We start from the raw sequence: 20,463 nt of genomic DNA, 5'->3' as shown, positions 1-20,463 counted from the left end.
AGGCCGCCACCACGTGCAGTGGTGGCGGCCTTCCGCTGTCCTGTGCTCAGACCTCGCCGCGCCAGGCCCCCGTCTCCGTGCCCCGGGCCTCCATGTACTCCTTGAAGCGCCGCAGATCACCGGAGACCTGCCGCTTCACGAACCCGAGCTTGTCGCCCACGGTCTCGGCCACGCCACTGGGGTCGAAGTCCATCTGCAGCATGACCTTGGTCGTGTCGTCCTGGATGCGGTGGAAGGTCACCACACCGGCCTGCCGGGCCTCGCCGCCCACGGTGGTCCAGGCGACGCGCTCGTCGGGGACCTGCTCGGTGATCTCCGCGTCGAACTCCCGCTCCTGGCCGCCGACCTTCGTCACCCAGTGCGTCAGCGTGTCGGTGCGCTGCTCGATGCGCTCCACGCCGTCCATGAACTCCGGAAAGGTCTCGAACTGGGTCCACTGGTTGTAGGCGGTGTGCACCGGCACGCGGACCTCGATGGATTCCTCTACCTGCGACAAGGCGGTACCTCCCTTTCTCGTACGGTGAGCGACGGACGGGTACCAGGTCTCGCGCCGGCCACGCATGGTCACCACGACTTGTCCGTCCAGGTGTCCTTCCCGCCCCGACCGGGGTACCCGGCCCGCACCGACGGACCGGGAGGTGATCGTCATGGCGGACACGGACCGCACGGCCGGTGCCGCTCGCCCGGGCACCGCGCCGCAGGCCGGCGACGAACCCACGAGCGAGCTGGTGCGGCGGGCCACCGAACAGCTCTCCGAACTGGTACGGGGCGAAATGCGCCTCGCCCGGGCGGAGATGACCGAGAAGGGCAAGCGCTTCGGCAAGGGCGGCGGCCTGTTCGGCGGAGCCGGGGTCCTGGGCTTCGTCACGCTCCAGGCCCTCGTCGCCACGGCGATCGCGGCCCTGGCCGTGCCGCTGCCGGTCTGGGCGGCGGCGCTGATCGTCACGGGCGTGCTCGCCGTCGCCACGGGCCTGACGGCGCTGGCCGGCCGCAAGCAGGTGCGCAGTGCCACCCCGCCCGCCCCGCAGCAGACCATCGACAGCGTGAAGGCCGATGCGGCCGAGATCAAGGAGAGTGCTCAACGATGACCCAGCCCCCGCACGACGAGCCCACCGCTCGCAGCCAGGACGAACTGCGCGAGCAGGTCGAGCGCACCCGCCACGAACTGGGGGACACCGTCCAGCAGCTGGCGGACCGGGCCGATGTGAAGACCCGCGCCCGCGAGAAGGCGCTGGCGGTCAGGGAGCAGGCCGGGACCAAGGCACACGCCTGGCGGGGCCAGGCCCGGACGAAGGCGGCGCACGTCGCCCACGCCGTGGAGGAGAAGCTGCCGGATCCGGTGAAGGAGAAGGGCGCCGCCGCCGCTCACGGCGCGAAGGAGAAGGCGGCGCACGTCGCCCACGCCGTGGAGGAGAGGCTGCCCGACCCGGTGCGGCAGAAGGCCGCGCAGGCGGAGCAGGCCTGGCAGGACAAGGCCCCGCAGCCGGTACGCGACCATCGGGCCGCGCTGCTGGCGGGCGCCGGAGCCGCGCTCGTGGCCTGGCTGCTCATCCGCCGACGCAGCCGCAACTGAGCGACACCGCGGCCCCACCTGTGCGACACCGGCCCCCGTCGCTGCTTGCGGTGACGGGGGCCGGCGCGGCAGGGTCGGGTGCCGTGGCCACCTTGCTGATCGTCCATCACACGCCCTCGCCCCACTGCCAGGCGCTGTTCGAAGCCGTCGTCTCCGGCGCCACGGACCCGGAGATCGAGGACGTGCGCGTGGTACGCCTGCCCGCGCTGTCCGCCACCGCCTCCGACGTGCTCGCCGCCGACGGCTACCTCCTCGGCACCCCCGCCAACCTCGGCTACATGTCGGGTGCCCTCAAGCACTTCTTCGACCAGGTCTACTACCCGTGCCTGGACGCGACCCGCGGCCGGCCCTTCGGCTACTGGGTGCACGGCGGCAACGACGTCACCGGAGCGGTCCGGAGCATCGAGTCGGTCACCACGGGCCTCGGCTGGCGCCGCGCCGCCGAGGCCGTGACCGTGACCGGCGCGCCGGACAAGGGCGACGTCGAGCGGTGCTGGGAACTGGGCGCGACCGTCGCCGCCGGACTCATGGGCTGAGTGTCAGGTCCCCTCCAGCCGGCGCCGGTCCTGCTCGTCCCAGGTGCGGGTGTCACGCGGCTGGGTGTACGGCTCCGCCTCCGGCGGATGACCGCCGGCGATGGCCCGCTGCCGCACCGTCTCCGCGTCGAACTCCAGGCCCAGCAGGATCGCAAGGTTGGTGATCCACAGCCACACCAGGAAGACGATGACACCGGCCATCGTGCCGTAGGTCTTGTTGTACGAGGCGAAGTTGGCCACGTAGACCGCGAACCCGGCGGACGCGACCATCCAGATCAGCAGGGCCAGCAGACTGCCCGGGGTGATCCAGCGGAAGCCCTTCACCTTGGCGTTCGGGGTCGCCCAGTACAGGATCGCGATCATGATCGTGACCAGCGCCACCAGGGCGGGCCACTTCGCGATCGACCACACCGTCAGCGCGGTGTCCCCGATCCCGAGCGCCGTTCCGGCCTGCCGGGCCAGCGCGCCCGTGAAGACCACGATCAGCGCGCTGATCACGGCCAGCACCATCAGCACGACCGTCACGCCCACCCGCACCGGCAGCAGCTTCCACACCGGCCGGCCCTCGGGCATGTCGTAGACGGCGTTGGCGGAGCGGATGAACGCCCCCACGTAGCCGGACGCCGACCACACCGCGAGGACCAGACCGACGATCGCCATCAGCGAGCCGACGCCGGCGTTGCCCTGCAACTGCTCGACGGCCCGGGTGATGATGTCGCGCGCCGAGCCGGGGGCGAACTGCTGGACGTTGTCGAGCACCTTGTCGGTGGTCGACCTGCCGGTGATGCCCAGCAGCGACACCAGCACCAGCAGCGCGGGGAACAGCGCCAGCACCCCGTAGTAGGTCAGCGCCGCCGCCCGGTCGGTCAGCTCGTCGTCCTTGAACTCCCGCAGGCTCCCCTTCAGGACCGCGCCCCAGGACTTCCGGGGCAGGTCGCTCGGCGAGTCCGGCGCCGCACGCTCCACCTCGGGGCCCGGCCCGGGCTCCTCCGCAGCCGGGGGAGGGGCGGAGGCCCGATGCGGATCGGAGGCCCGGTGCGGAGCGTCGTCCGCGTGGTGCTCTTTTCGTCCCGGGATATGCAGCTTCACCATGGGGGGCCGGGTAACCCCTGGCCGTCCCCTTAAGCCGCGCTCACCCAAGCCGTGTCCGGCAGGCCAGGCGCGCGGTGTCACACCCGCAGCGCGAGCCCCCGCCGTTCCGGCGCCCCCGCCGGGACCCGCACGGCCTGCGGCCCGACCCCGTGCGGGGCCAGGAGTTCCGCCCGGGAGTGCCGGGCCACCTGCTCCAGCGTCGCCAGGCCCGCGCCGCACAGGGCCTGGGGGCGGGCCTGCCGATCCCGGACGGCAGGTCCCCGCCGGGGTGGCCGGCCGCCGCCTCGGCCGCGGCCAGGGACGCGGCGAGCCGCTTCGGCGCCCGGCTGAACCGGGCCGCCCGCACCAGCGCGTTGAGGTCCTTGGCCGTCGACGTCCGCGAGCGGCACGGCGACACCGGCCGGCGCTCCCGCCCGCACCAGACGCTCACCCCTTGGATGCGCGGCCCCGGCGGCCCCGGTCTCCTCCGGCGGCAGGCGCAGCCGCACCGGGCCGTCCTTCGCTACCGGGGCGGATGCCCTTGCCGGGTTGAGGGAGCGCTCCCACGCACGGCACGATGCCGCCATGACGACCACCCCCGCCATCCGGCGCTACCGGCCCGAGGACCGACCGGCCCTCGACGACATCTGCGTCCGCACCGCGCACCAGGGCCAGGACAGTCGCCCCCACTACGCGGACCCGGGCATCTTCCCGGTGACCTTCGCGGCCCCGTACGTCCAGTTGGAGCCGGACCTGGCCTTCGTGCTGGACGACGGCCAGGGGCGGGCGGTCGGCTACATCCTCGGGGCCGCCGACACCCCGCGCTTCGCCGAGGCATTCCGCACGACGTGGCTCCCCCTGGTCGCCGACCGCTACCCGGAGCCGCCCCGGCCGCCGCGCACCCCGGACGAGGCGATGGCGCACCTGCTGCACCATCCCGAACGGATGGTCGTCCCCGAAGTGGCCGCGTACCCCGCCCATCTGCACATCGACCTGCTCCCGGAGTGGCAGGGCCGCGGCTGTGGGCGCCGCCTGATGCGGACGTTCCTGGCGGCCCTCCAGGACCAGGGCGTACCGGCCGTCCACCTGGCCATGGTGACGGCCAACACGGGGGCCAGGGCCTTCTACGCCCGCATGGGCTTCCACGCGATCGACGTCCCCGGGGACGATTCGGTCGCCTACCTGGGGCGCACCACAAAGGAATTGGACCGCCTCTGACCGGGGGCCGCCCGTCGAACGGATCGAACGCGCCACGAGGTACGGAAGTGGCGCAATCGCGCGTTGCCGACCCGGGCCATCGGGCGCAGCCTGTGCTTTGCGGGAGCGCTCCCATGTACTCCCGCAACCCCCACGCACGGCACATCGACCGCACGACAACCCCCACATCCGGAAGAAGGAGATCATGAATTGTCATGGTCATGCTCTTGAGGTGCGCAGGGTCAGGTCCCGTCTGACGCTCGCCCTGAGCGCGCTGGTCGCCGCTCTGCTCAGCCTGATCCCGTGGAGCGGCACGGCCGTCGCCCACGGCTCGGTCGTCGACCCGGCCTCACGCAACTACGGCTGCTGGCTGCGCTGGGGCAACGACTTCCAGAACCCCGCGATGGCCCAGCAGGACCCCATGTGCTGGCAGGCCTGGCGGGACAACCCCAACGCCATGTGGAACTGGAACGGCCTGTACCGCAACGGCTCCGGCGGCAACTTCCAGGCCGTCGTCCCCAACGGCCAGCTGTGCAGCGGCGGGCGGACCGAGGGCGGCCGGTACAACTCCCTGGACACGGTCGGCGCGTGGAAGACGACGGACGTCGGCGCCAACTTCACCGTGAAGCTGTACGACCAGGCCAGCCACGGCGCCGACTACTTCCTGGTCTACGTCACGCGACAGGGCTTCGACCCCACCACCCAGCCGCTGACCTGGAACGACCTCCGGCTCGTCGCCCGCACCGGCAAGTACGCGCCCAGCCAGAACTACTCGATCCCGGTGAGCACGTCCGGACTGAGCGGCCGGCACGTGGTCTACACGATCTGGCAGGCGTCGCACATGGACCAGACCTACTTCCTGTGCAGTGACGTGAACTTCCGCTGACCTGCCGCTTCCCCGCCGGCCCCCGGGGCCGGCGGGGCTCGGGCCGTCCGTGCTCCCTGAGAGTCCTCCAAGAATGTCCGGTGCGATTGAACACGCCGGCGCTCCCGTACGTACGGGGCGGGGGGATTTTCATGCCCGGCACGCCACACAGCGCAGGAGAACACCCTTGGGACGCAACACACGAAGACGCCCGACCGGCCCACGACGCGCGACCTTCGCCGCGGTCGCGCTGATCCTGGGCGGAGGCGGCCTGATGGCGGCGAACGTCTACGCCTCCGCCACGGACGGCGGTTCAGGCGGTGAGACTGCCCAGCCGCGGTCCGGCACGGGGGTGCGGGCCGCGGGCGCGACGATCGACTGCCCGGACGTCGGCAGCCGGCTCACCTCGGTCCCCGAGCGGGCGAGGCCGGAGGTCGACAAGGAACTCGCCCTCCTGGACGAGCAGATCGCCCAGGCCTACCGGCGGCTGAGCACGTCGGGCGAGCAGCTACGGCAGGACGCCGGCTTCGCCGACGACGCCATCATGAACCCGCTGAAGGACAAGCGGGCCGCCACCCTCGAGCGCATCGCGATCGCCATCGACCGCGTGGCGGACCGTCCGGCAGGGCTCGCACCCCTCGCGGCCTGCACCGTACGGGACTCCGGCAACCAGGCCCCCGCGCCGGACGCGAGCCAGGGCGGTGGCGAACAGCCCGGCCAGGGCGAGGGCGGTCAGGACCAGGGGAACGGTCAGGCCCAGGGCCAGGGCGGCGACGGCGGACAGGCGGGCAACGGCCCGGTCGCCGCCGACTTCGCGGACATCAAGAGCATCCGGCCCGAGGCCGGTGCCCCCCGGCCGCAGGGCGACGCCTCCCGCGGCTCCTTCGCCACCGACTGCGGTGTGAACCAGAACGGCCTGTTCAACTCCGACAACATCATCGCCGCGCCGGGCGTCACCAACGGCGCCCACCACTTCCACGACTACGTCGGCAACCAGGCCAACAACGCCTTCGCGAGCGACCAGGACCTCGCGGACGCCAAGACCAGCTGCGCCGACCCGGGCGACAGGTCCTCCTACTACTGGCCCGTGCTGCGCCTGCAGAACGGCACCCAGGAGCAGGACGCCACGTCGCCCGGCGGCGGCATCGAGGGCAACGCGGGCGAGATCGTCACGCCGAAGCAGGTCACGCTGACGTTCGTCGGCAACCCGCGCGACAAGGTCACCGCCATGCCGCGGCTGCTGCGCATCATCACCGGCGACGCCAAGTCGTTCGTCAACGGCCCCGCCAACGCCAACGCGTCCTGGAGCTGCACCGGCTTCGAGGACCGGCAGCTGAAGGACAAGTACCCGCTGTGCCCGCAGGGCAGCGACGTCGTACGGACCTTCAAGTTCCAGAGCTGCTGGGACGGCCGCAACATCGACAGCGCCAACCACCGCACCCACGTGGCCTTCGCGGACGCCGCCGGCACCTGCCCGTCCGGCTTCCGGCCCATCCCGCAACTCGTCCAGCGCATCGTCTACGACGTCGACGCGCCGAGCCTGGACGACGGCGGCCGTACGACACCGCTGTTCGCGGTGGACTCCTTCCCGGAGCAGCTGCACAAGCCGGTCACGGACCACGGCGACTTCATCAACGTCTTCGACGAGGATTTGATGCGGGAGATGGTCGACTGCATCAACGAGGGCCGCACGTGCGGCGCCGGAGCGGGCGGCGGCCAGGACCAGGGGCCGGGCGAGGAGCCGACGAAGGAGCCGACCAAGGAGCCGCAGGAGCCGACCCGGACTCCCGAGGCGCCGCAGGAGCAGCCGACGAAGACCCCTGAGGCCCCGCAGGAGCAGCCGACGAAGACGCCCGGCGCCGCGCAGGGCGGGAACGCCGGAGGCAAGCCCGATGACGAGGCCGGCGGCGGTGACGACGGCAAGGGCGAGGCGCCGAAGCCCCCGGCGGACAAGCCGGCCCCCGAGCCGGAGCCGGGCGACGCGTCCACGGCCACCGGCAAGGCCGAGCCCGAGGTGAAGGCGACCACCTCGGCCGACAGCGGCAACGCCGCAGGCCAGGACGGCGCGAACAACGGCAACGACGCGGACACCGACGGCCTCGGCGACTCCCAGGCCGTCGGCACGGCGACCAGCGCCGCGCCGACCCCGACGGCCACGCGCCCGTCCCTCACCGAGCCGCAGGCGGTCGGCGAGGGAGGCCTGGCCGACACCGGAGCCCAGCTCTGGCCGGCCGCGGCGGGCGCCGTACTGGTCATCGCGGGCCTCGTCGTGCTCCGCCGGGTGCGGCGCGGCTGAGCGCCACGGCACGCCCACCGGTGAGTCACGGAACGGCGGCGGGATCCGAGGGGGATCCCGCCGCCGTTCCGCGGGTTCGTCGTTCCGCGGGTTCGTCGTTACGTCGGTCCGCCGTCGGCCAGCAGCAGCGCTCGGTGTTCCGCGGGTCCGCCGTGAGTCCGCTGCTCGATGCCGATGCCGATGCCGATGCCGACGCCGATGCCGAGGCCCGGCGGCGGCTCGCGGGCACGGACCAGGCCGCCGGGGCCGTCACCCTTCGACGGCCGCCGAAGTACCCACCCTCTAGCCTGACCTCATGAACCTCACCAGGCACGGCACGCACGGCGGAGCGGCGGCATGACGCCCTGGGAGATGGCCGCGGTGCTCGCCGCCGGCACGGGCGCCGGGGCCGTCAACGCCGTCGTCGGGTCGGGGACGCTGATCACCTTCCCGGTGCTGCTCGCCGCCGGACTGCCCCCGGTCACCGCGACGGTGTCGAACGGGCTCGGCCTGGTACCCGGCTCCATCAGCGCGGCGATCGGCTACCGCGAGGAACTCAGGGGCCAGGGCCGGCGTGTCGCCCTGCTCGGCATCGGCGCCGCCCTGGGCGGTCTCGCGGGCGCCGTGCTGCTGCTGACCCTGCCCGCGGCGGCCTTCGAGCGGATCGTGCCGGTCCTGGTGGGCCTCGCCCTCGTCCTGGTCGCCTGCCAGCCCTGGATCGCCAGGAGGGTCCGCCGCCGGCGCGAGGCGGGCCGTCCCGGCCGCCGCGACGGCGGCCCGCTGCTGTTCACGGGCCTGACCCTGGCCAGCGTCTACGGCGGCTACTTCTCCGCCGCCCAGGGCATCATCTACGTCTCCCTGATGGGCATGCTGCTCGACGAGACGCTCCAGCGGCTCAACGCCGTGAAGAACGTGCTGGCCGCCGTCGTCAACACCGTCGCCGCCCTGCTCTTCCTCTTCTTCGCGGACTTCGACTGGACGGCTGTCGTCCTCATCGCCGCCGGTTCCGCCCTGGGCGGCCTGATCGGCGCCAGAACGGGACGCCGCTTCAGCCCCGCCGTCCTGCGCACCCTGATCGTCTCGGTCGGCACGGCCGCCCTCGTCCACTTGGTGCTCCACTGAGCCACCGTCACTGCCCCAGGCCGCCGTGGCCCAGGTACGCCTCGATCACCCACGGGACGGCCGCCGCCGCACGCGACCCGTCGTGCGTTCCCCTTCGGCGTCGATGTGCGGCCCCAGCCCGAGCATCTTGACCACGATGTTGTCGCCGACGAAGACCGCCCCAGCCCCACTGGAACACCGCGACGACCACGCCGTACGAGGCCGCCGCCTGCTAGACGCACGCGGGATCACTCCGGCATTCCAGGCACGCGGACTGCGCGCCCCCGCGGGCGGCCGTTCCCCCGAAAGGCCCGGCCGTGTGCACGGCGTTCGCGCCCGGCCCGCCCCAGCGCCCCGGACCCCAGGGCGACGCCGAGCCCCACCAGCGCGCTGCCCGCCGCCTGCGCGAGGCCGTAGGAGCCCGTGCCGACGAGGGGTGCGGTGCCGGCCGCCGCCACCGGGATGAGGCCGGAGAAGAGGGTCGCGCGCTCCGCGCCGATCCGCTGCATGCCCATGTACCAGCACACGAAGCCGATCACGGTGACCACCACCGCCTGCCACAGCAGCGCGGCCGTCTCGACGGCGTCCGGGCGGCGCAGCCACCCGCCCCCGTCGAGCAGAACGCCCACCGCCGCCGACTCCAGCGCGGCGACCGCGCACACCGTGGCCGACAGCAGCCTGGGCCCGAGCGGCCGCAGCACGGGCACGGCGAGCACGGCGAACCCGACCTCGCCCGCGAGGGCGCAGAGGGAGAAGGCGATGCCCGCGCCGTCCGTACGCCCCCAGCCCTGCACGGCGAAGGCGCCGACGGCCACGAGCAACGCCCCGTGGAGGACGGTCCGTTGGGGCCGGCGCCCGTCCAGCAGGGGCACGAGCACGGCGACGACCACCGGCGCACAGCCCACGAACACGCCGGGAACCGCCGGTTCCGCCGTGCGCTCCGCGGCGATGACGGCCAGGTTGAAGCCGACCATGCCGACCCCCGCGAGCAGGGCGAGACGGACCCATCGGCGGGGCCCGAGCCCCCTCAGCCGGGCGGCCGCGCCCTTCCCGGCGAGCGGGAGGAGCAGCAGGCAGGCCAGCCCGTAGCGCAGGAACTGGCCGCCCGCGTACGGGTAGTCGCCGAGGAGGCTGTTGGCGGTGAAGGACCCTCCGACGAGGACGCAGGCGAGCGCGGCGAGCAGGGCGCCGCGCGTGGTGGTGGCGTTCATACGGGCGACGCTAGGCAACCACGCGGCCCGGGAAGGAGTCCACTTCCGCACCTGCTCGACGGACCAATTCCCGCCCGGGCCGCGGTCGTCAGCCGATGTGGTAACTGTCGCCGAAGACCTTCCAGTCCAGTGGCGGGTCGAGGTCGAGGTGGTCCCGGCGCAGGAAGACGCGCTGCGCGTCACCGCCCCGCGCCGGCGGCTTCGCCGTGCGCAGCGCGCGCCTGCGGATGGCGCGGAAGCTCAGGGCAAGGGAAACAGACGAGCGGAAAGTTCGTAGGGTCGAACAAGCGCGCCCGGCGGGAACCGTGAGCCCCGCTCGCACGTCCACTCTTTGCCCGGGAAGGGCCGATCGGTCGGAAAGACCAGCCGGAGAGGGGAATCGCCGTGGACGACGCGACGTCGCAGCAGGGAAGCGAGGCGGAGGCCGCCGCACGCCGGTCCCGCTTCGGGGCACTGCCGGAGCCGGTACGCCTGGAGGACATGGTCGAGGAACGGGCGGCGACCTCGCCCGACCCCGATCGCACGGCGTACAACCAGGACGAATGGCTCGTGCGCTACTGCCTGTGACGCACCGGCCCTGAGCCCGCGCGCGCCGCCCCGTCGCCCCGTCCCGCCAGGGCTCCGCGCCGGTGCCCCGAGGCGCGGCCGACCGACCCTGCCGCTACGACCGGCCGCGCGCACCCAGGTGGCGCAGCCACCGCACGACGTCGTCGGCGTCCTGGGCGCGGGCGATGTCGAGCGGGGTCCTGTCGTCGTAGCCGCACCAGTCGATGTCCGCGCCGTGCCGGTGGAGGTACTGCGCGGTGGCCAGCCGCCCGCCGTGGCAGGCGCCCCAGAAGGCGCTGGTGATCTCGTCGGGCGAGGGCGGCTCGCCGTCCTCGACGTACGCCCGGACCCGGTCGAGCAGGCCGAGCGTGGCGGCGTCCTGGAGCGTCGTGCGGGCGCCGTGCTCGACGAGGCGGTGCGCGGCGCGCCACTGGCCGAACGCGCGGGCGTCGGCGAGCGGGGTGCCGCCGGCGATCACCGCCCCGGGAGCCTCGATGTCGGCCCCGGCGGCGATGAGCGCGTCCAGGACGGGCACGTCGTTGTTGCTGGCGGCCCAGTGCAGCGGGGTCTCCGTGTGCGCACCGCCGAACCGGGCGTCGGGATCCGCCCCGGCCGCGACCAGAAGGGCCACCACCTCGGGACCGTTGGGGAAGTGACCGGGCCAGTCGGTCGCCAGGTGCAGCAGACTGCGCGTGCCCTTGCCGTCCACGTCGTGCTCGGTGACGCGCGCGGTGGCCAGACCGGGGTGGTCGGCGAGCAACCGCCGGAGCCCGGGCAGATCACCGGCCCGGATCGCCTCGGTGACGGCGACGGCGAGCGGGTCCCGCGATGTCAGCGTCTGCAAGCCGGCCTCCCGATCGCCGCCCAGGGCCTCCGATTCTGCCAGTACGGCACCCACCGGGGCGGGTGAACCGGCCGACTCCTCCAGCGAACAGGCACCCGCCCACCCGCGCCCCCGGACCGGTCCCCGACGACATGCCCGCACGCCCCACGAGGCGTAGCGTCCGGGTAAGAGCGGGAGGACACCATGTCCGGGAGCAACGAGCCGCCAGGAGGCGCCGGGTCGCTGGACGACGCGTTGGGGGCGGCCCTGGCCGACACCGTGCGCGGCACCGGCGCCTCGATCGGCGGCCTGTACCTGATCGAGGAGACGGAACCGGTGCTGCGCCTGGTGGCGCTGTGCGGCCTGCCGGTGGCGTTCACCGCCCCCTGGCAGCGGCTGCCCCTGACCGCCCCGGTCCCGGTCGCCGACGCCATCCACGAGGACCGGCTGGTCAGCGTCGCGAGCCAGGACGACATGGCCCGGCGCTACCCCCGGGCCGCCGCCGTCCTGCCCTACCCCTTCGCCCTGGTCGCGGTCCCGCTGACCGGCGTCCGGCGCAGCTGGGGCGGCGTCGTGCTGATGTGGCCCGCCGGGCGTCCGCGCCGGGTCACGCCCCGCGAGCGCGGCCACATCACCGCCAACGCCCGCCGCATGGCCCGCCTGCTGGACGACGCCGAACGGCCGCCGCCCCTGCCCGACCAGCCGCGCGTGGTCCCGGTCGAAGCCGCACACCACCCCGTGCAGACCGGCCTGGCCGCCGCCGACTACCTCGAACGCCTGCCCGAGGGCGCCCTGGGCCTCGACCTGGAGGGCCGCGTCACCTTCGCCACCGCCGCCGCGGCCCGCCTGCTCGGCCGCCGCGCCGACCGGCTCCTCGGCACCCGGCCCTGGCAGTCCCTGCCCTGGCTCGACGACCCCGTCTACGAGGACCACTACCGCACGGCGGTCGTCAGCCGCGCCCCCGTGTCCTTCACCGCGCTCCGCCCGCCGGACCGGTGGCTGACCTTCCAGCTCTACCCCGACACCAGCGGCATCAGCGTCCGCGTCGTCCCCCGCGACGAACACACCGAGGAGCCGCCCCCGCCCACCGCTGTCCGGCCCCGGGCGGCGGCACCGACCGGACGCCTCTACCAGCTGGTGCACCTGGCGGCCGCCCTCACCGAGACGGTGACCGTACGCGACCTCGTCGCACTGATCACCGACCAGATCCTGCCCGCCTTCGGCGCCCAGGGCCTCGTGCTGTCCGCCGCCGACGCCGGCCGTCTGAAGATCACCGGCTCCCACGGCTACCCCGCCGACGTCGTGGAACGGCTCGACGGCCTGTCCCTGGACACCGACCTCACCCCCGCCGGCCAGGTCATCGCCAGCGGCACCCCCGCCTTCTTCGCCAACCCGGCCGAGATGACGGCCACCTACCCCAGGGCACCCCGCATCAGCGGCAAACAGGCCTGGGCGTTCCTCCCGCTGATCATCTCCGGCCGTCCGGTGGGCTGCTGCATCCTGTCCTACGACCATCCGCACACCTTCACCGCCGACGAACGCGCCATCCTGACCTCGCTGTCCGGCCTCATCGCCCAGGCCCTCGACCGCGCGCGCCTCTACGACGCCAAGCACCGGCTCGTCCTCGAGCTCCAGCGCGCCCTGCTGCCCCGGGCGCTGCCGCACGTGGCCGGCCTCGACGTCGCCGCCCGCTACCTGCCCGCCGGCCACGGCATCGAGGTCGGCGGCGACTTCTTCGACGTCCTGCGCCTCGACGACACGACCGCGGCCGCCGTCATCGGCGACGTGGAGGGCCACAGCATCGCCGCCGCCGCCCTGATGGGCCAGGTCCGCACCGCCATCCACGCCCACGCCACCGCCGGCGCCGCCCCCGGCCAGGTCCTCGCCCGCACCAACCGGCTCCTGGCCGACCTCGACTCCGAACTGCTCGTCTCCTGCCTCTACGCCCACCTCGACCTGGCCGGCCGGCGGGCGTCCTTCGCCAGCGCCGGCCACGTGCCCCCACTGCTGTGCCACCCTCCCGGCGGCGCCGGCGTCCTCGACGTCGAGCCCGGCCCGCTGCTGGGCATCGAACCCGCCGCCCACTACCCGGTCACCACCGCGCCCCTGCCCCCCGGCACCACCCTCGCCCTCTACACCGACGGCCTGGTCGAACTGCCCGGCACCGACGCCACCCGGACCACCTCCGACCTCGCCCGGCGCCTGGAGACCGGCGACGGCCACGACCTGGAACGGCTCATCGACCGGCTCGTCCGCCCCACCACGCCCACCGGACAGCACGCCGACGACATCACGGTGCTGCTCCTGCGCGCCGGCCGCGCCTGGGACGGTCAGGACTGGGCGGGATAGTCGGCCCGGACCCGGCGGGCCACGTCGCGCAGCTTGATGTTGTGGTGCTGCGAGATGCGCCGCAGCACATCGAAGGCCTCGTCCTCGCTCAGCCGGTGGCGTTCCATCAGGATCCCCATCGCCTCCCCGATGGCGTGCCGGGTCTCCAGGGCGTGTTCCAGCTGGTCGACGGTGCGGGCGGTGGCCAGCGCCACGGCGGCGTGGGAGGCGAGCAGCCAGCCCGCGGCCTCGATGTCCTTGCCGAACGCCCCGGGGCGGCGCGAGTAGAGGTTCAGCGCGCCGAAGTCCTCCTGCTCGGTGTAGAGCAGCACACCGGTCATGCTGCCGATCCCGAGCTTGCGGGCGGCCTCGCAGAAACGCGGCCAGGACGGCTGCGGCCTGGTCATGTCGGCGATGCGGAACAGCCGCTCGCCGTCCACGCGCCGGGCGGCGTCGAAGCACGGCCCCTCGCGCAGCTCGCCCTGCAGCCGGTCGGACTCCTCGACCATGTCGCCGCACACCGCCAGCGTCACGGCCCGGCCCTTCGACACCGTCAGGATGCCCGCCGCGTCACAGCCCTCGACGAGCTTCACCGCCGCCGCCGCGATCTCGTCCAGCGTCGCCTGGACCGAGTCCTGCGCCACCAGATCCCGGGCGAGCAGCGCCATCTGCTCGGCGTACCGCTGCCACTCCACCGCCACCACCGCCTCGCTCGCCGGTCCCGACCACGGTACTCGCACCGCGTCCGCCACGCCGACCGCCGGCGGGACGCCAGTGGTAGCGGCCCCGGACCCGCGTCCCCGCTCAGCGGTACGCCGTCAGCAGCAGCGCCACGTCGTCCGGCCGCTCCGTGGCGCGCCGCGCCGTGCGCACCAGCCGGTCGGCGAGGTGCTCCACCGAGTCCGCCGGCGTGTCGGCCAGGCAGCTGCGGACCCGTTCGATCCCCGTGTCGATGTCGCTGCCGGGCCGCTCCACGAGCCCGTCGGTGTACAGCGCGAGGACGCTGCCGGGGGCCAGCTCGATCGGCGTGACGGGGTAGAACGCGTCGGGCTGCACGCCCAGCATGACCCCGCCCGCCAGGTCGAGCGTCTCGGCGTGCCCGTCGGGATGGCGCAGCAGTGGCGGGGGGTGGCCGGCCCGCACGGCGAGGGCGCGGCCGCTGCCCGGGTCCAGTTCGATGTAGCAGCAGGTCGCGAAGGCGTCCGCCTCCAGCTCGGCGAGCAGCCGGTTGGTGTGGGTGATGACCTCCTGCGGCGGCCGCCCGCTCGCGGCGAACGCGTGCACGGCACTGCGCAGCTGCCCCATCACGGCGGCGGCGCCGACACTGTGGCCCTCGACGTCCCCGATGACCAGCGCGACCCCACGCCCCGTGGTGATCACGTCGTACCAGTCGCCGCCGATGGCCATGCCCTGCGTGCCGGGCAGATACCGGCCCGTCGTGCGCAGCCCCTCCACGGCGGGCAGCCGGTGCGGCAGCAGGCCCTCCTGGAGACCGCGGGCGACGGCGGACTCCGCGTCGTAGAGCCGCGCCCGCTCCAGGGCCTGGGCGGCGAGGCCGCTCAGGGCGGTGAGGGCGGAGCGCTCGTCGGCGGTGAACCGGTGCGGGGCGTCCCAGCCGAGGATGCAGGAGCCGACGGGGTGACCGGAGGCGATCAGCGGCAGGAACGACCAGGCGCTCATGCGGTCCAGGGCGATGCCCGGATACGCGACGGAGAGGTCCTCCGGCGACTCGAAGAACAGGGGCAGCCGCGTGGTCAGGGCGTGCACGCCGGGCAGTTGCGTGTCGAGGGTGACCCCTTCGAACGGGGTGAGGAAACCCTCCGGGTAGCCCGACTCCCACAGCAGGTACATCCGGCCCTCGCGCACGGTGTACAGGGCGAGTTCCCGGGCGCCGAACGCCGGCAGCAGCTGCTCGGACACGGCCCGGCACACGTCCCGCACGGTCACCGCCTCGGTGAGCACGCTCGCCATCTGCACCACGTGGTACAGCGCGCCGGCCCGGGCCGCGGCGACCGGCCCGGGCGGCGGCGCGCCGGGACCCGCCACGAGGCCGGCGGCGGACCCGGCCTCGGTCGCGGACTCCCCGCCCGTGGGCGGGCCGGTCTCCGAGACCCGGCCGGTCAGCCCGTGCACGTCCGGGTACAGCACGAAGCCCACCCAGTTGCCGTCCGGGCGCCGCACGAGGAAGGACACCTGTTCCTGCGACAGCATCGCCGCCCGGTAGCGGTCCTCGTACGCGGGATCCCGGAGCCAGGTGACCGCCTCCCACGGGTAGCGGCCCAGGAGCTCTTCCCGGCCGCGGCCCAGCAGTTCCTCGCAGCGCCGGTTGGCGAACGTGAGGCGGCCGTCCTGGTCCAGGGAGAAGATCCCGTCGGGCAGCCGCTCGGCGGCCTCGGCGGCGGTCAGTCCGCCGGCCGCGTCGACCAGGGCCGCCACCAGGACCCGGGCGGAACCGGTGCCGCCGCCCACGAGGTGCCCCCACAGCTCGACGGCCCGGTAGCCGCTCTCCCCGCTGTCCGGAGACGCCTCCCGCACCCGGAGGTGCCGGGACCTGACCCGGCCGTGGGTGAGCGCGTCGTGCCGGCTCGCCCGCAGCTCGTGCAGGTCGTCGGGGCTGACCCGGGCCTCGATGTCCGCCAGGGTGCCGCCGAAGTCCGCCCGGTCGACGCCGAGGAGGGCGAGGGCCTCGTCGTCCGGGTCGCACCGGTCCGTCTCCAGGTCCCAGTCGACGAGCCCCACCCGGACGGGGTGGACGGCGGGCGTGGGCAGCCGCACGCCGACGGGTTCGTCGTCGTACTCGATGCGCCGCGCGGAACGGCCCGGGCCGGGCCGGCCGGCGGCGAGGCGGCCGAGCCGCTCCTCCATGTCCCGTCCGGCGGGGCGCAGCGCGAGCGCCACCGCCTCCGCGTCCATCGGCGTCCGGGCGGCCGAGCGCAGCACGACCAGGACGCCGACGGGCTCGCCGCCCGCCCGCACGGGCCGGTGGGCGGAGCCGAACGAGTACGGCAGCCCGGCGGTGAAGTGCGGGAAGCGCACCATGGTGGCGCGCTCGTCCGGCAGCCACAGGGTCTGCCCGCGCCGGTAGGCCTCCGCCATGGGCAGGGCGCCGCCCACCGGCACCCGCCACCAGCTCCTGAGCAGCGACCTGGGCACCCCGGTGACCACCGCGAGCACGAGCGAGCGCCGGTCGCGGGAGCGCAGGTAGACCAGGCCGCCGTAGCCCCCGAGGTCGCGCACGGCCTGGACCAGCGGAGCGGTCAGGGCGTCCTCGATCCGCCCCGTGTCCCCGGCCCGGACCCGGTCGTCGCCCCCGCCCCGGATCCGGCCGCCGGATGACCGTGGCCCGTCCGGTACGGCGGCTGCCTCATCCATGTCGCGTCCTCCCGGTACGGACGCACCGGACACCCATCGCTCCCCACCAGGATGTGCCATGGTCGCCGCTCCGGCGCGGTGGGTGCAATCTTCCGTTCACGCGCGTGCAACCTTCGGGTCAAGCCGGTCGTCTCACCCGGTATCACAACCACGCAAGCCTCGGGGGCGGCAATGGTACGAATCAGAACAGCATGCGCGACTCTCGCACTCGTGGGCGCCACGGTGGGCGTGGCGGCGATTCCGGCGGGTGCCGCACCGGCGGCCCGGCAGGCCACCACGCAGACCACGACGTGCCCCACCGGCTGGGGAAGCCTCGCCAAGACCGGCACCAGCGCCACGGTCGCGCCCATGACGAACGTCAGGACCGGCCGCCACGCCTGCTTCGACCGGATGGTCGTCGACGTGCCCGGCGCGGGCAGCGGCGTCGGCTACACCGTCCAGTACGTCGACCGGCTCTACCAGGACGGGTCCGGCCGCCACATACCCGTGGCCGGCGGCGCCGTCCTCGCGGTGCGGGTGGCCGCACCCGCCTACGACCCGGAGACCGGCGCCCCCACGTATCCCGGCCGCGTGGCGCTCCCGCTGCCGGGCGTGGACCTCACCGGCTACCGCACCTTCCGTGACACGCGCTTCGCCGGCAGCTTCGAGGGGGAGACCCAGATCGGCCTCGGCGTCCGCGCCCGGCTGCCCTTCCGGGTGCTGCAGCTCGACGACCGCGTCATCGTGGACGTCGCCCACAGCTGGACCGCCACGAGCTGACCCCGCGCGCCCGGCTCCCCCGAGCCGGGCGCCCCGGGCGGGGAACGCGGTCAGGGGTCCTGCGGACCGCGCCGGTGGCCGACGCGGACCAGCGGCTGTTCGCGCAGCCGCCCCGCCTCCGCCAGCGCCCGGGCGGCCGCGCCGGCCAGCCGGGGCCGGTTGCGGACGAAGCGGCGGGCCGCCCGGGCGGGCTCCCGGCCCAGCCAGTGGGCGGCCCCGCCCGGCACCGGCCGGATCACCGCCCCCTCGTACACCCGCAGATCACGCGTCTTCAGCGACTCCTTGTAGCGGGCCGGGCCGCTCCCCAGGTCGACCGTCTCGACCCCGTCGGCCGCCGCGGCCTCCAGCATCCTCAGCTGCAGCACGAGCCCGGGGGAGTACTTCGCGTACGCGCGGTCGTAGGCCGGGAACCACCAGGACAGCACCGTGCGCGAGCGCAGGCCGAAGTGCGCGGCCACGGGCCGGTCCGCGGCGTACAGCACGGACAGCACCCCGCGGCACTCCGGCTCCTCGCTCCGGCCGAGCAGGTCCACCAGCCGGGTGATCCACTCCTGCGCGAACCGGTCCCGCCGGCCGGTCCGCCGGTACTGCGCCGACTTCCAGTCCATCAGCGCCCGCAGCGCGGCGGGGTCGTCGGCGTCGTACACGAACCGCACCTCGCCGACCTGGCGGGCCAGCCTGCGCTCCTTGGCCAGGGTCTGTCTGAGGAAGCCCGGCGACTTCGCCCGCAGCCCCTGCGCGTACCGCTCGAACCCCTCGGCGAGGTCGACCACCGGCGAGGCGAGCTCCTCGGCCGCGTGCGGCACGAACAGCCCCTGTCCGGCTTCCAGGTTGTCGAACTCCCAGGACGACAACGCGCAGGACCGCAGCAGCCCGCGGGCGTCGAGCCGGATCCCGGGGCGTAACACGGCCCCCTGACTGTCCGACACCCCGAGCCCGATGGCCCGGCCCTGCCCCAACGGCCCCGACTCGTACGGGAAGAAGCCGACCGGTGAGCCGTCGTCCTGCAGCACCGCGACCCTGGCTCCCGGCCTGACCCGCCCCACCGCCACGGTGAACGCCGGGTCGAGAAAGGGATTCGCCGGGGCCCCGAACTCGGTCCGTATCTCCCGCCACATCTTCTGGTCGTTCGGGCCCAGTTCCTCCGGCCTCAGAACGAGAACACGCTTTCCGGGCAAGACTGCCTCCTGTGTCATCGGCATGGGGACACACGAAGGCCTGCACACCACCGCGTACCGGCACCAGGCAGTACTCGGGCCGCACGGCGCAGGCCCTGGTCGGTACCGCCGCCGCTCAGCAGCGGAACGTCTGCAGCTCCACGGCGTTCCGGGCGGCCCCGGCCGCCCCCGGACGCCTGGCCGTTCCCGCCGCGCGGAGGTCCGTACCGCCCCGGTCCACCGCGGGCGCCCCGGTCACCACGGCGCTCGCCCCGGCCGCTCCGGCGGCCCTGGGGGCGCGTGCCGCCGGCTGCCGGTCCGACGGCTCCTCCTCGCAGGGACAGGGCTCACCGGCCGCTTCGGCCTCGGCGTCCCACGCCGCGGCCGGCTCCGTGGCCGCCGTGACCGCGCCTTCCGCCGCGCTCCCGCTGTGCGTGGACGCCGGGACGACGAGATGCAGCATCAGCAGGCAGGCCACCAGGCCCATCGCCGCTGCCCATTGTCGCCGCACCATCAGACCCCTGACCTGCGTCTCGGCGGGGGAGTACGGAAGGGATGCGGATCCCAGGGCCACCACACCGGACCTGACCCCCGACACGGCCGGCTGCGTCTACCAGTAGGCCGAGCCCGTCCCGCCCCGTCAACCCCTGGTGAGACGATTCGCCCCACTCGACCGATTGCCGCCGGAACGACGACGGAAAGCGCTGTCGGCGAAAGGGCCGTCAACCGCCCAGGCTCAGCACCTCGGCCGGCTTCGGCGGCCGGATGTCGAGGGGCTCGTCGAAGCCGCTGAACGAGGTGGTGGTCCGCTGCGCACCGGACTTGTACACCGTCTTCAGGAGATACGGCTTTCCCTCGTCGGCCACGTAGAAGGTGTACGTCCCTTCCCTGTCCGCCTTGTCGGTCACGACCAGCTCGACGGCCTTCGTGCCCCCGACGCGGGCGGATCCGCCCTTGCGCGCCGTGCCGAACGAGTCGAAGGGCCGTTCGCAGGAGGTGAGTCCGTCACCGGTGCTCGCCGGGTCCACCGGTGTCTTCACCCACAGCTTCTGCTCGCCGGTGAGGCCCGGGTTGTTCTTCCACTTCCGCAGGTAGGCCCGGTCCGGGCGGACGTAGTCGGTCGTTCCCAGCCGGATCTGCTCCAGGACGCCGCCTCCGGCCCAGGCGGTCCTGGACCTGCACCGGCTGTCGAGGTCGGTCACCAGGCGGCTGGTGACCGTGCCCTGGCGCGTGCGGTTGGTGATGTCGACGGTGACGGAGTCCAGCTTCCGCATCGTCGCGTTGGCCTCGTCGAGGATGTCGCCGGCGGACCTCTCCTCCGCGCCGCCGGCACCGCAGCCGGCCAGGACCGCGCCCGCCAGCAGGCACATCGCGGTCGTCGTCACGGTAGCCATGGCCCGCACGGAGTCCCCCTGTTGATCGTGTCGGCCGGTGATCAGCAAGGGAGCCTACCCGCCCGCCGCCCCGGCGGGCGGTCCGGCGGGCCGGGCGCGGGGACCGGCGCGCCCCGGCGCGCGGAACCCGCGCTCGCGGGCCGCGTACGCTACCGGTGGCTCCGCCCCGGGAGATCTTCACGTCTGACGTGCTCGCCGGCCGGGGAGCCTCAGGAACGGCGGTGGTGGAGCCGGTCCGTCGGCGGGCACCATGGG

20 protein-coding genes and 1 pseudogene are annotated in these 20,463 nt (G+C 74.1%); 10 read left to right on the top strand and 11 right to left on the bottom strand.

From position 1 onward, the window contains the following. Positions 1–46: 46 nt before the first annotated feature. Complete coding sequence (locus tag C1703_RS00425; RefSeq protein ID WP_114249969.1) at positions 47–496, bottom strand: SRPBCC family protein; 450 nt, start codon at positions 494–496, stop codon at positions 47–49. Between the two features lie 151 nt (positions 497–647). Here C1703_RS00425 and C1703_RS00420 point away from each other — a divergent pair, with 151 nt between their 5' ends. From C1703_RS00420 to C1703_RS00410, 3 genes are all read left to right on the top strand, one after another. Further along, positions 648–1,088, top strand: coding sequence for a phage holin family protein (locus tag C1703_RS00420; protein WP_114257219.1), 441 nt, complete (start codon positions 648–650; stop codon positions 1,086–1,088). Beyond that, complete coding sequence (locus C1703_RS00415; protein WP_114249968.1) at positions 1,085–1,573, top strand: DUF3618 domain-containing protein; 489 nt, start codon at positions 1,085–1,087, stop codon at positions 1,571–1,573. Before C1703_RS00420 ends, C1703_RS00415 begins: the two co-directional genes overlap by 4 nt. An 83-nt stretch (positions 1,574–1,656) precedes the next feature. Further along, positions 1,657–2,109, top strand: coding sequence for an NAD(P)H-dependent oxidoreductase (locus tag C1703_RS00410; RefSeq protein ID WP_232840364.1), 453 nt, complete (start codon positions 1,657–1,659; stop codon positions 2,107–2,109). Positions 2,110–2,112: 3 nt separating this feature from the next. On the opposite strand, the gene C1703_RS00405 is transcribed toward C1703_RS00410, so the two are convergent. Next, positions 2,113–3,201 (bottom strand): YihY/virulence factor BrkB family protein, encoded by a 1,089-nt coding sequence (locus C1703_RS00405; protein WP_114249966.1) that lies wholly within the window; start codon positions 3,199–3,201, stop codon positions 2,113–2,115. A 77-nt stretch (positions 3,202–3,278) separates the two neighbouring features. Next, entirely contained in the window at positions 3,279–3,689 is a 411-nt protein-coding gene (locus C1703_RS39450) for a hypothetical protein (protein ID WP_157993068.1), read from the bottom strand. A gap of 76 nt (positions 3,690–3,765) precedes the next feature. Here C1703_RS39450 and C1703_RS00400 point away from each other — a divergent pair, with 76 nt between their 5' ends. The 4 genes from C1703_RS00400 to C1703_RS00385 all read left to right on the top strand — a co-directional run bounded on the left by C1703_RS00400 (position 3,766) and on the right by C1703_RS00385 (position 8,639). Further along, a complete protein-coding gene (locus C1703_RS00400; RefSeq protein ID WP_114249965.1) occupies positions 3,766–4,398 on the top strand; it encodes a GNAT family N-acetyltransferase in 633 nt (210 codons plus the stop codon). A gap of 184 nt (positions 4,399–4,582) precedes the next feature. Then, complete coding sequence (locus C1703_RS00395) at positions 4,583–5,263, top strand: lytic polysaccharide monooxygenase (RefSeq protein ID WP_114249964.1); 681 nt, start codon at positions 4,583–4,585, stop codon at positions 5,261–5,263. 253 nt (positions 5,264–5,516) lie between these two features. Continuing rightward, positions 5,517–7,538, top strand: a complete 2,022-nt coding sequence (locus C1703_RS00390; RefSeq protein ID WP_114249963.1) for a DUF1996 domain-containing protein — start codon at positions 5,517–5,519, stop codon at positions 7,536–7,538. Positions 7,539–7,874: 336 nt separating this feature from the next. Further along, positions 7,875–8,639, top strand: coding sequence for a sulfite exporter TauE/SafE family protein (locus C1703_RS00385; protein ID WP_114249962.1), 765 nt, complete (start codon positions 7,875–7,877; stop codon positions 8,637–8,639). A gap of 227 nt (positions 8,640–8,866) precedes the next feature. On the opposite strand, the gene C1703_RS00380 is transcribed toward C1703_RS00385, so the two are convergent. Then, a complete protein-coding gene (locus C1703_RS00380) occupies positions 8,867–9,829 on the bottom strand; it encodes a DMT family transporter (protein WP_114249961.1) in 963 nt (320 codons plus the stop codon). A gap of 88 nt (positions 9,830–9,917) precedes the next feature. Beyond that, positions 9,918–10,076, bottom strand: a pseudogene (locus tag C1703_RS00375) (chitosanase); the annotation flags it as partial. A 137-nt stretch (positions 10,077–10,213) separates the two neighbouring features. On the opposite strand from C1703_RS00375, the gene C1703_RS00370 reads away from it, so the two are divergent. Next, on the top strand, positions 10,214–10,396 hold the full coding sequence (locus C1703_RS00370; RefSeq protein WP_114249960.1) for a hypothetical protein: 183 nt from the start codon (positions 10,214–10,216) through the stop codon (positions 10,394–10,396). 94 nt (positions 10,397–10,490) lie between these two features. On the opposite strand, the gene C1703_RS00365 is transcribed toward C1703_RS00370, so the two are convergent. Beyond that, positions 10,491–11,219 (bottom strand): ankyrin repeat domain-containing protein, encoded by a 729-nt coding sequence (locus C1703_RS00365; RefSeq protein ID WP_114257218.1) that lies wholly within the window; start codon positions 11,217–11,219, stop codon positions 10,491–10,493. A gap of 183 nt (positions 11,220–11,402) precedes the next feature. Here C1703_RS00365 and C1703_RS00360 point away from each other — a divergent pair, with 183 nt between their 5' ends. Beyond that, positions 11,403–13,547, top strand: a complete 2,145-nt coding sequence (locus C1703_RS00360; protein WP_114249959.1) for a SpoIIE family protein phosphatase — start codon at positions 11,403–11,405, stop codon at positions 13,545–13,547. Here the strand turns inward: C1703_RS00360 and C1703_RS00355 are convergent. Both C1703_RS00355 and C1703_RS00350 read right to left on the bottom strand, forming a co-directional pair. Next, on the bottom strand, positions 13,529–14,221 hold the full coding sequence (locus tag C1703_RS00355; RefSeq protein ID WP_114257217.1) for a GAF and ANTAR domain-containing protein: 693 nt from the start codon (positions 14,219–14,221) through the stop codon (positions 13,529–13,531). The two genes, C1703_RS00360 and C1703_RS00355, sit on opposite strands and share 19 nt — an antisense overlap. A gap of 109 nt (positions 14,222–14,330) precedes the next feature. Continuing rightward, positions 14,331–16,898: a SpoIIE family protein phosphatase gene (locus C1703_RS00350; protein WP_114249958.1), complete on the bottom strand. Its 2,568-nt coding sequence runs from the start codon at positions 16,896–16,898 to the stop codon at positions 14,331–14,333. 171 nt (positions 16,899–17,069) lie between these two features. Between C1703_RS00350 and C1703_RS00345 the strand changes: the two genes are divergently transcribed. Then, a complete protein-coding gene (locus C1703_RS00345) occupies positions 17,070–17,657 on the top strand; it encodes a hypothetical protein (protein ID WP_114249957.1) in 588 nt (195 codons plus the stop codon). Between the two features lie 50 nt (positions 17,658–17,707). Here C1703_RS00345 and C1703_RS00340 read toward each other — a convergent pair whose 3' ends face one another. The 3 genes from C1703_RS00340 to C1703_RS00330 form a co-directional block, all read right to left on the bottom strand. After that, on the bottom strand, positions 17,708–18,853 hold the full coding sequence (locus tag C1703_RS00340; RefSeq protein WP_114257216.1) for a GNAT family N-acetyltransferase: 1,146 nt from the start codon (positions 18,851–18,853) through the stop codon (positions 17,708–17,710). A gap of 97 nt (positions 18,854–18,950) precedes the next feature. After that, positions 18,951–19,328, bottom strand: coding sequence for a hypothetical protein (locus C1703_RS00335; protein WP_232840363.1), 378 nt, complete (start codon positions 19,326–19,328; stop codon positions 18,951–18,953). Positions 19,329–19,536: 208 nt separating this feature from the next. Beyond that, entirely contained in the window at positions 19,537–20,208 is a 672-nt protein-coding gene (locus C1703_RS00330; protein ID WP_114249955.1) for a hypothetical protein, read from the bottom strand. Positions 20,209–20,463: the final 255 nt, after the last annotated feature.

The sequence above is a fragment of the Streptomyces sp. Go-475 genome, assembly GCF_003330845.1.
Taxonomy (GTDB): Bacteria; Actinomycetota; Actinomycetes; order Streptomycetales; family Streptomycetaceae; genus Streptomyces.
Note: the sequence above shows the minus strand (reverse complement) of the source record. Positions and strands in the feature narration are given on the sequence as shown.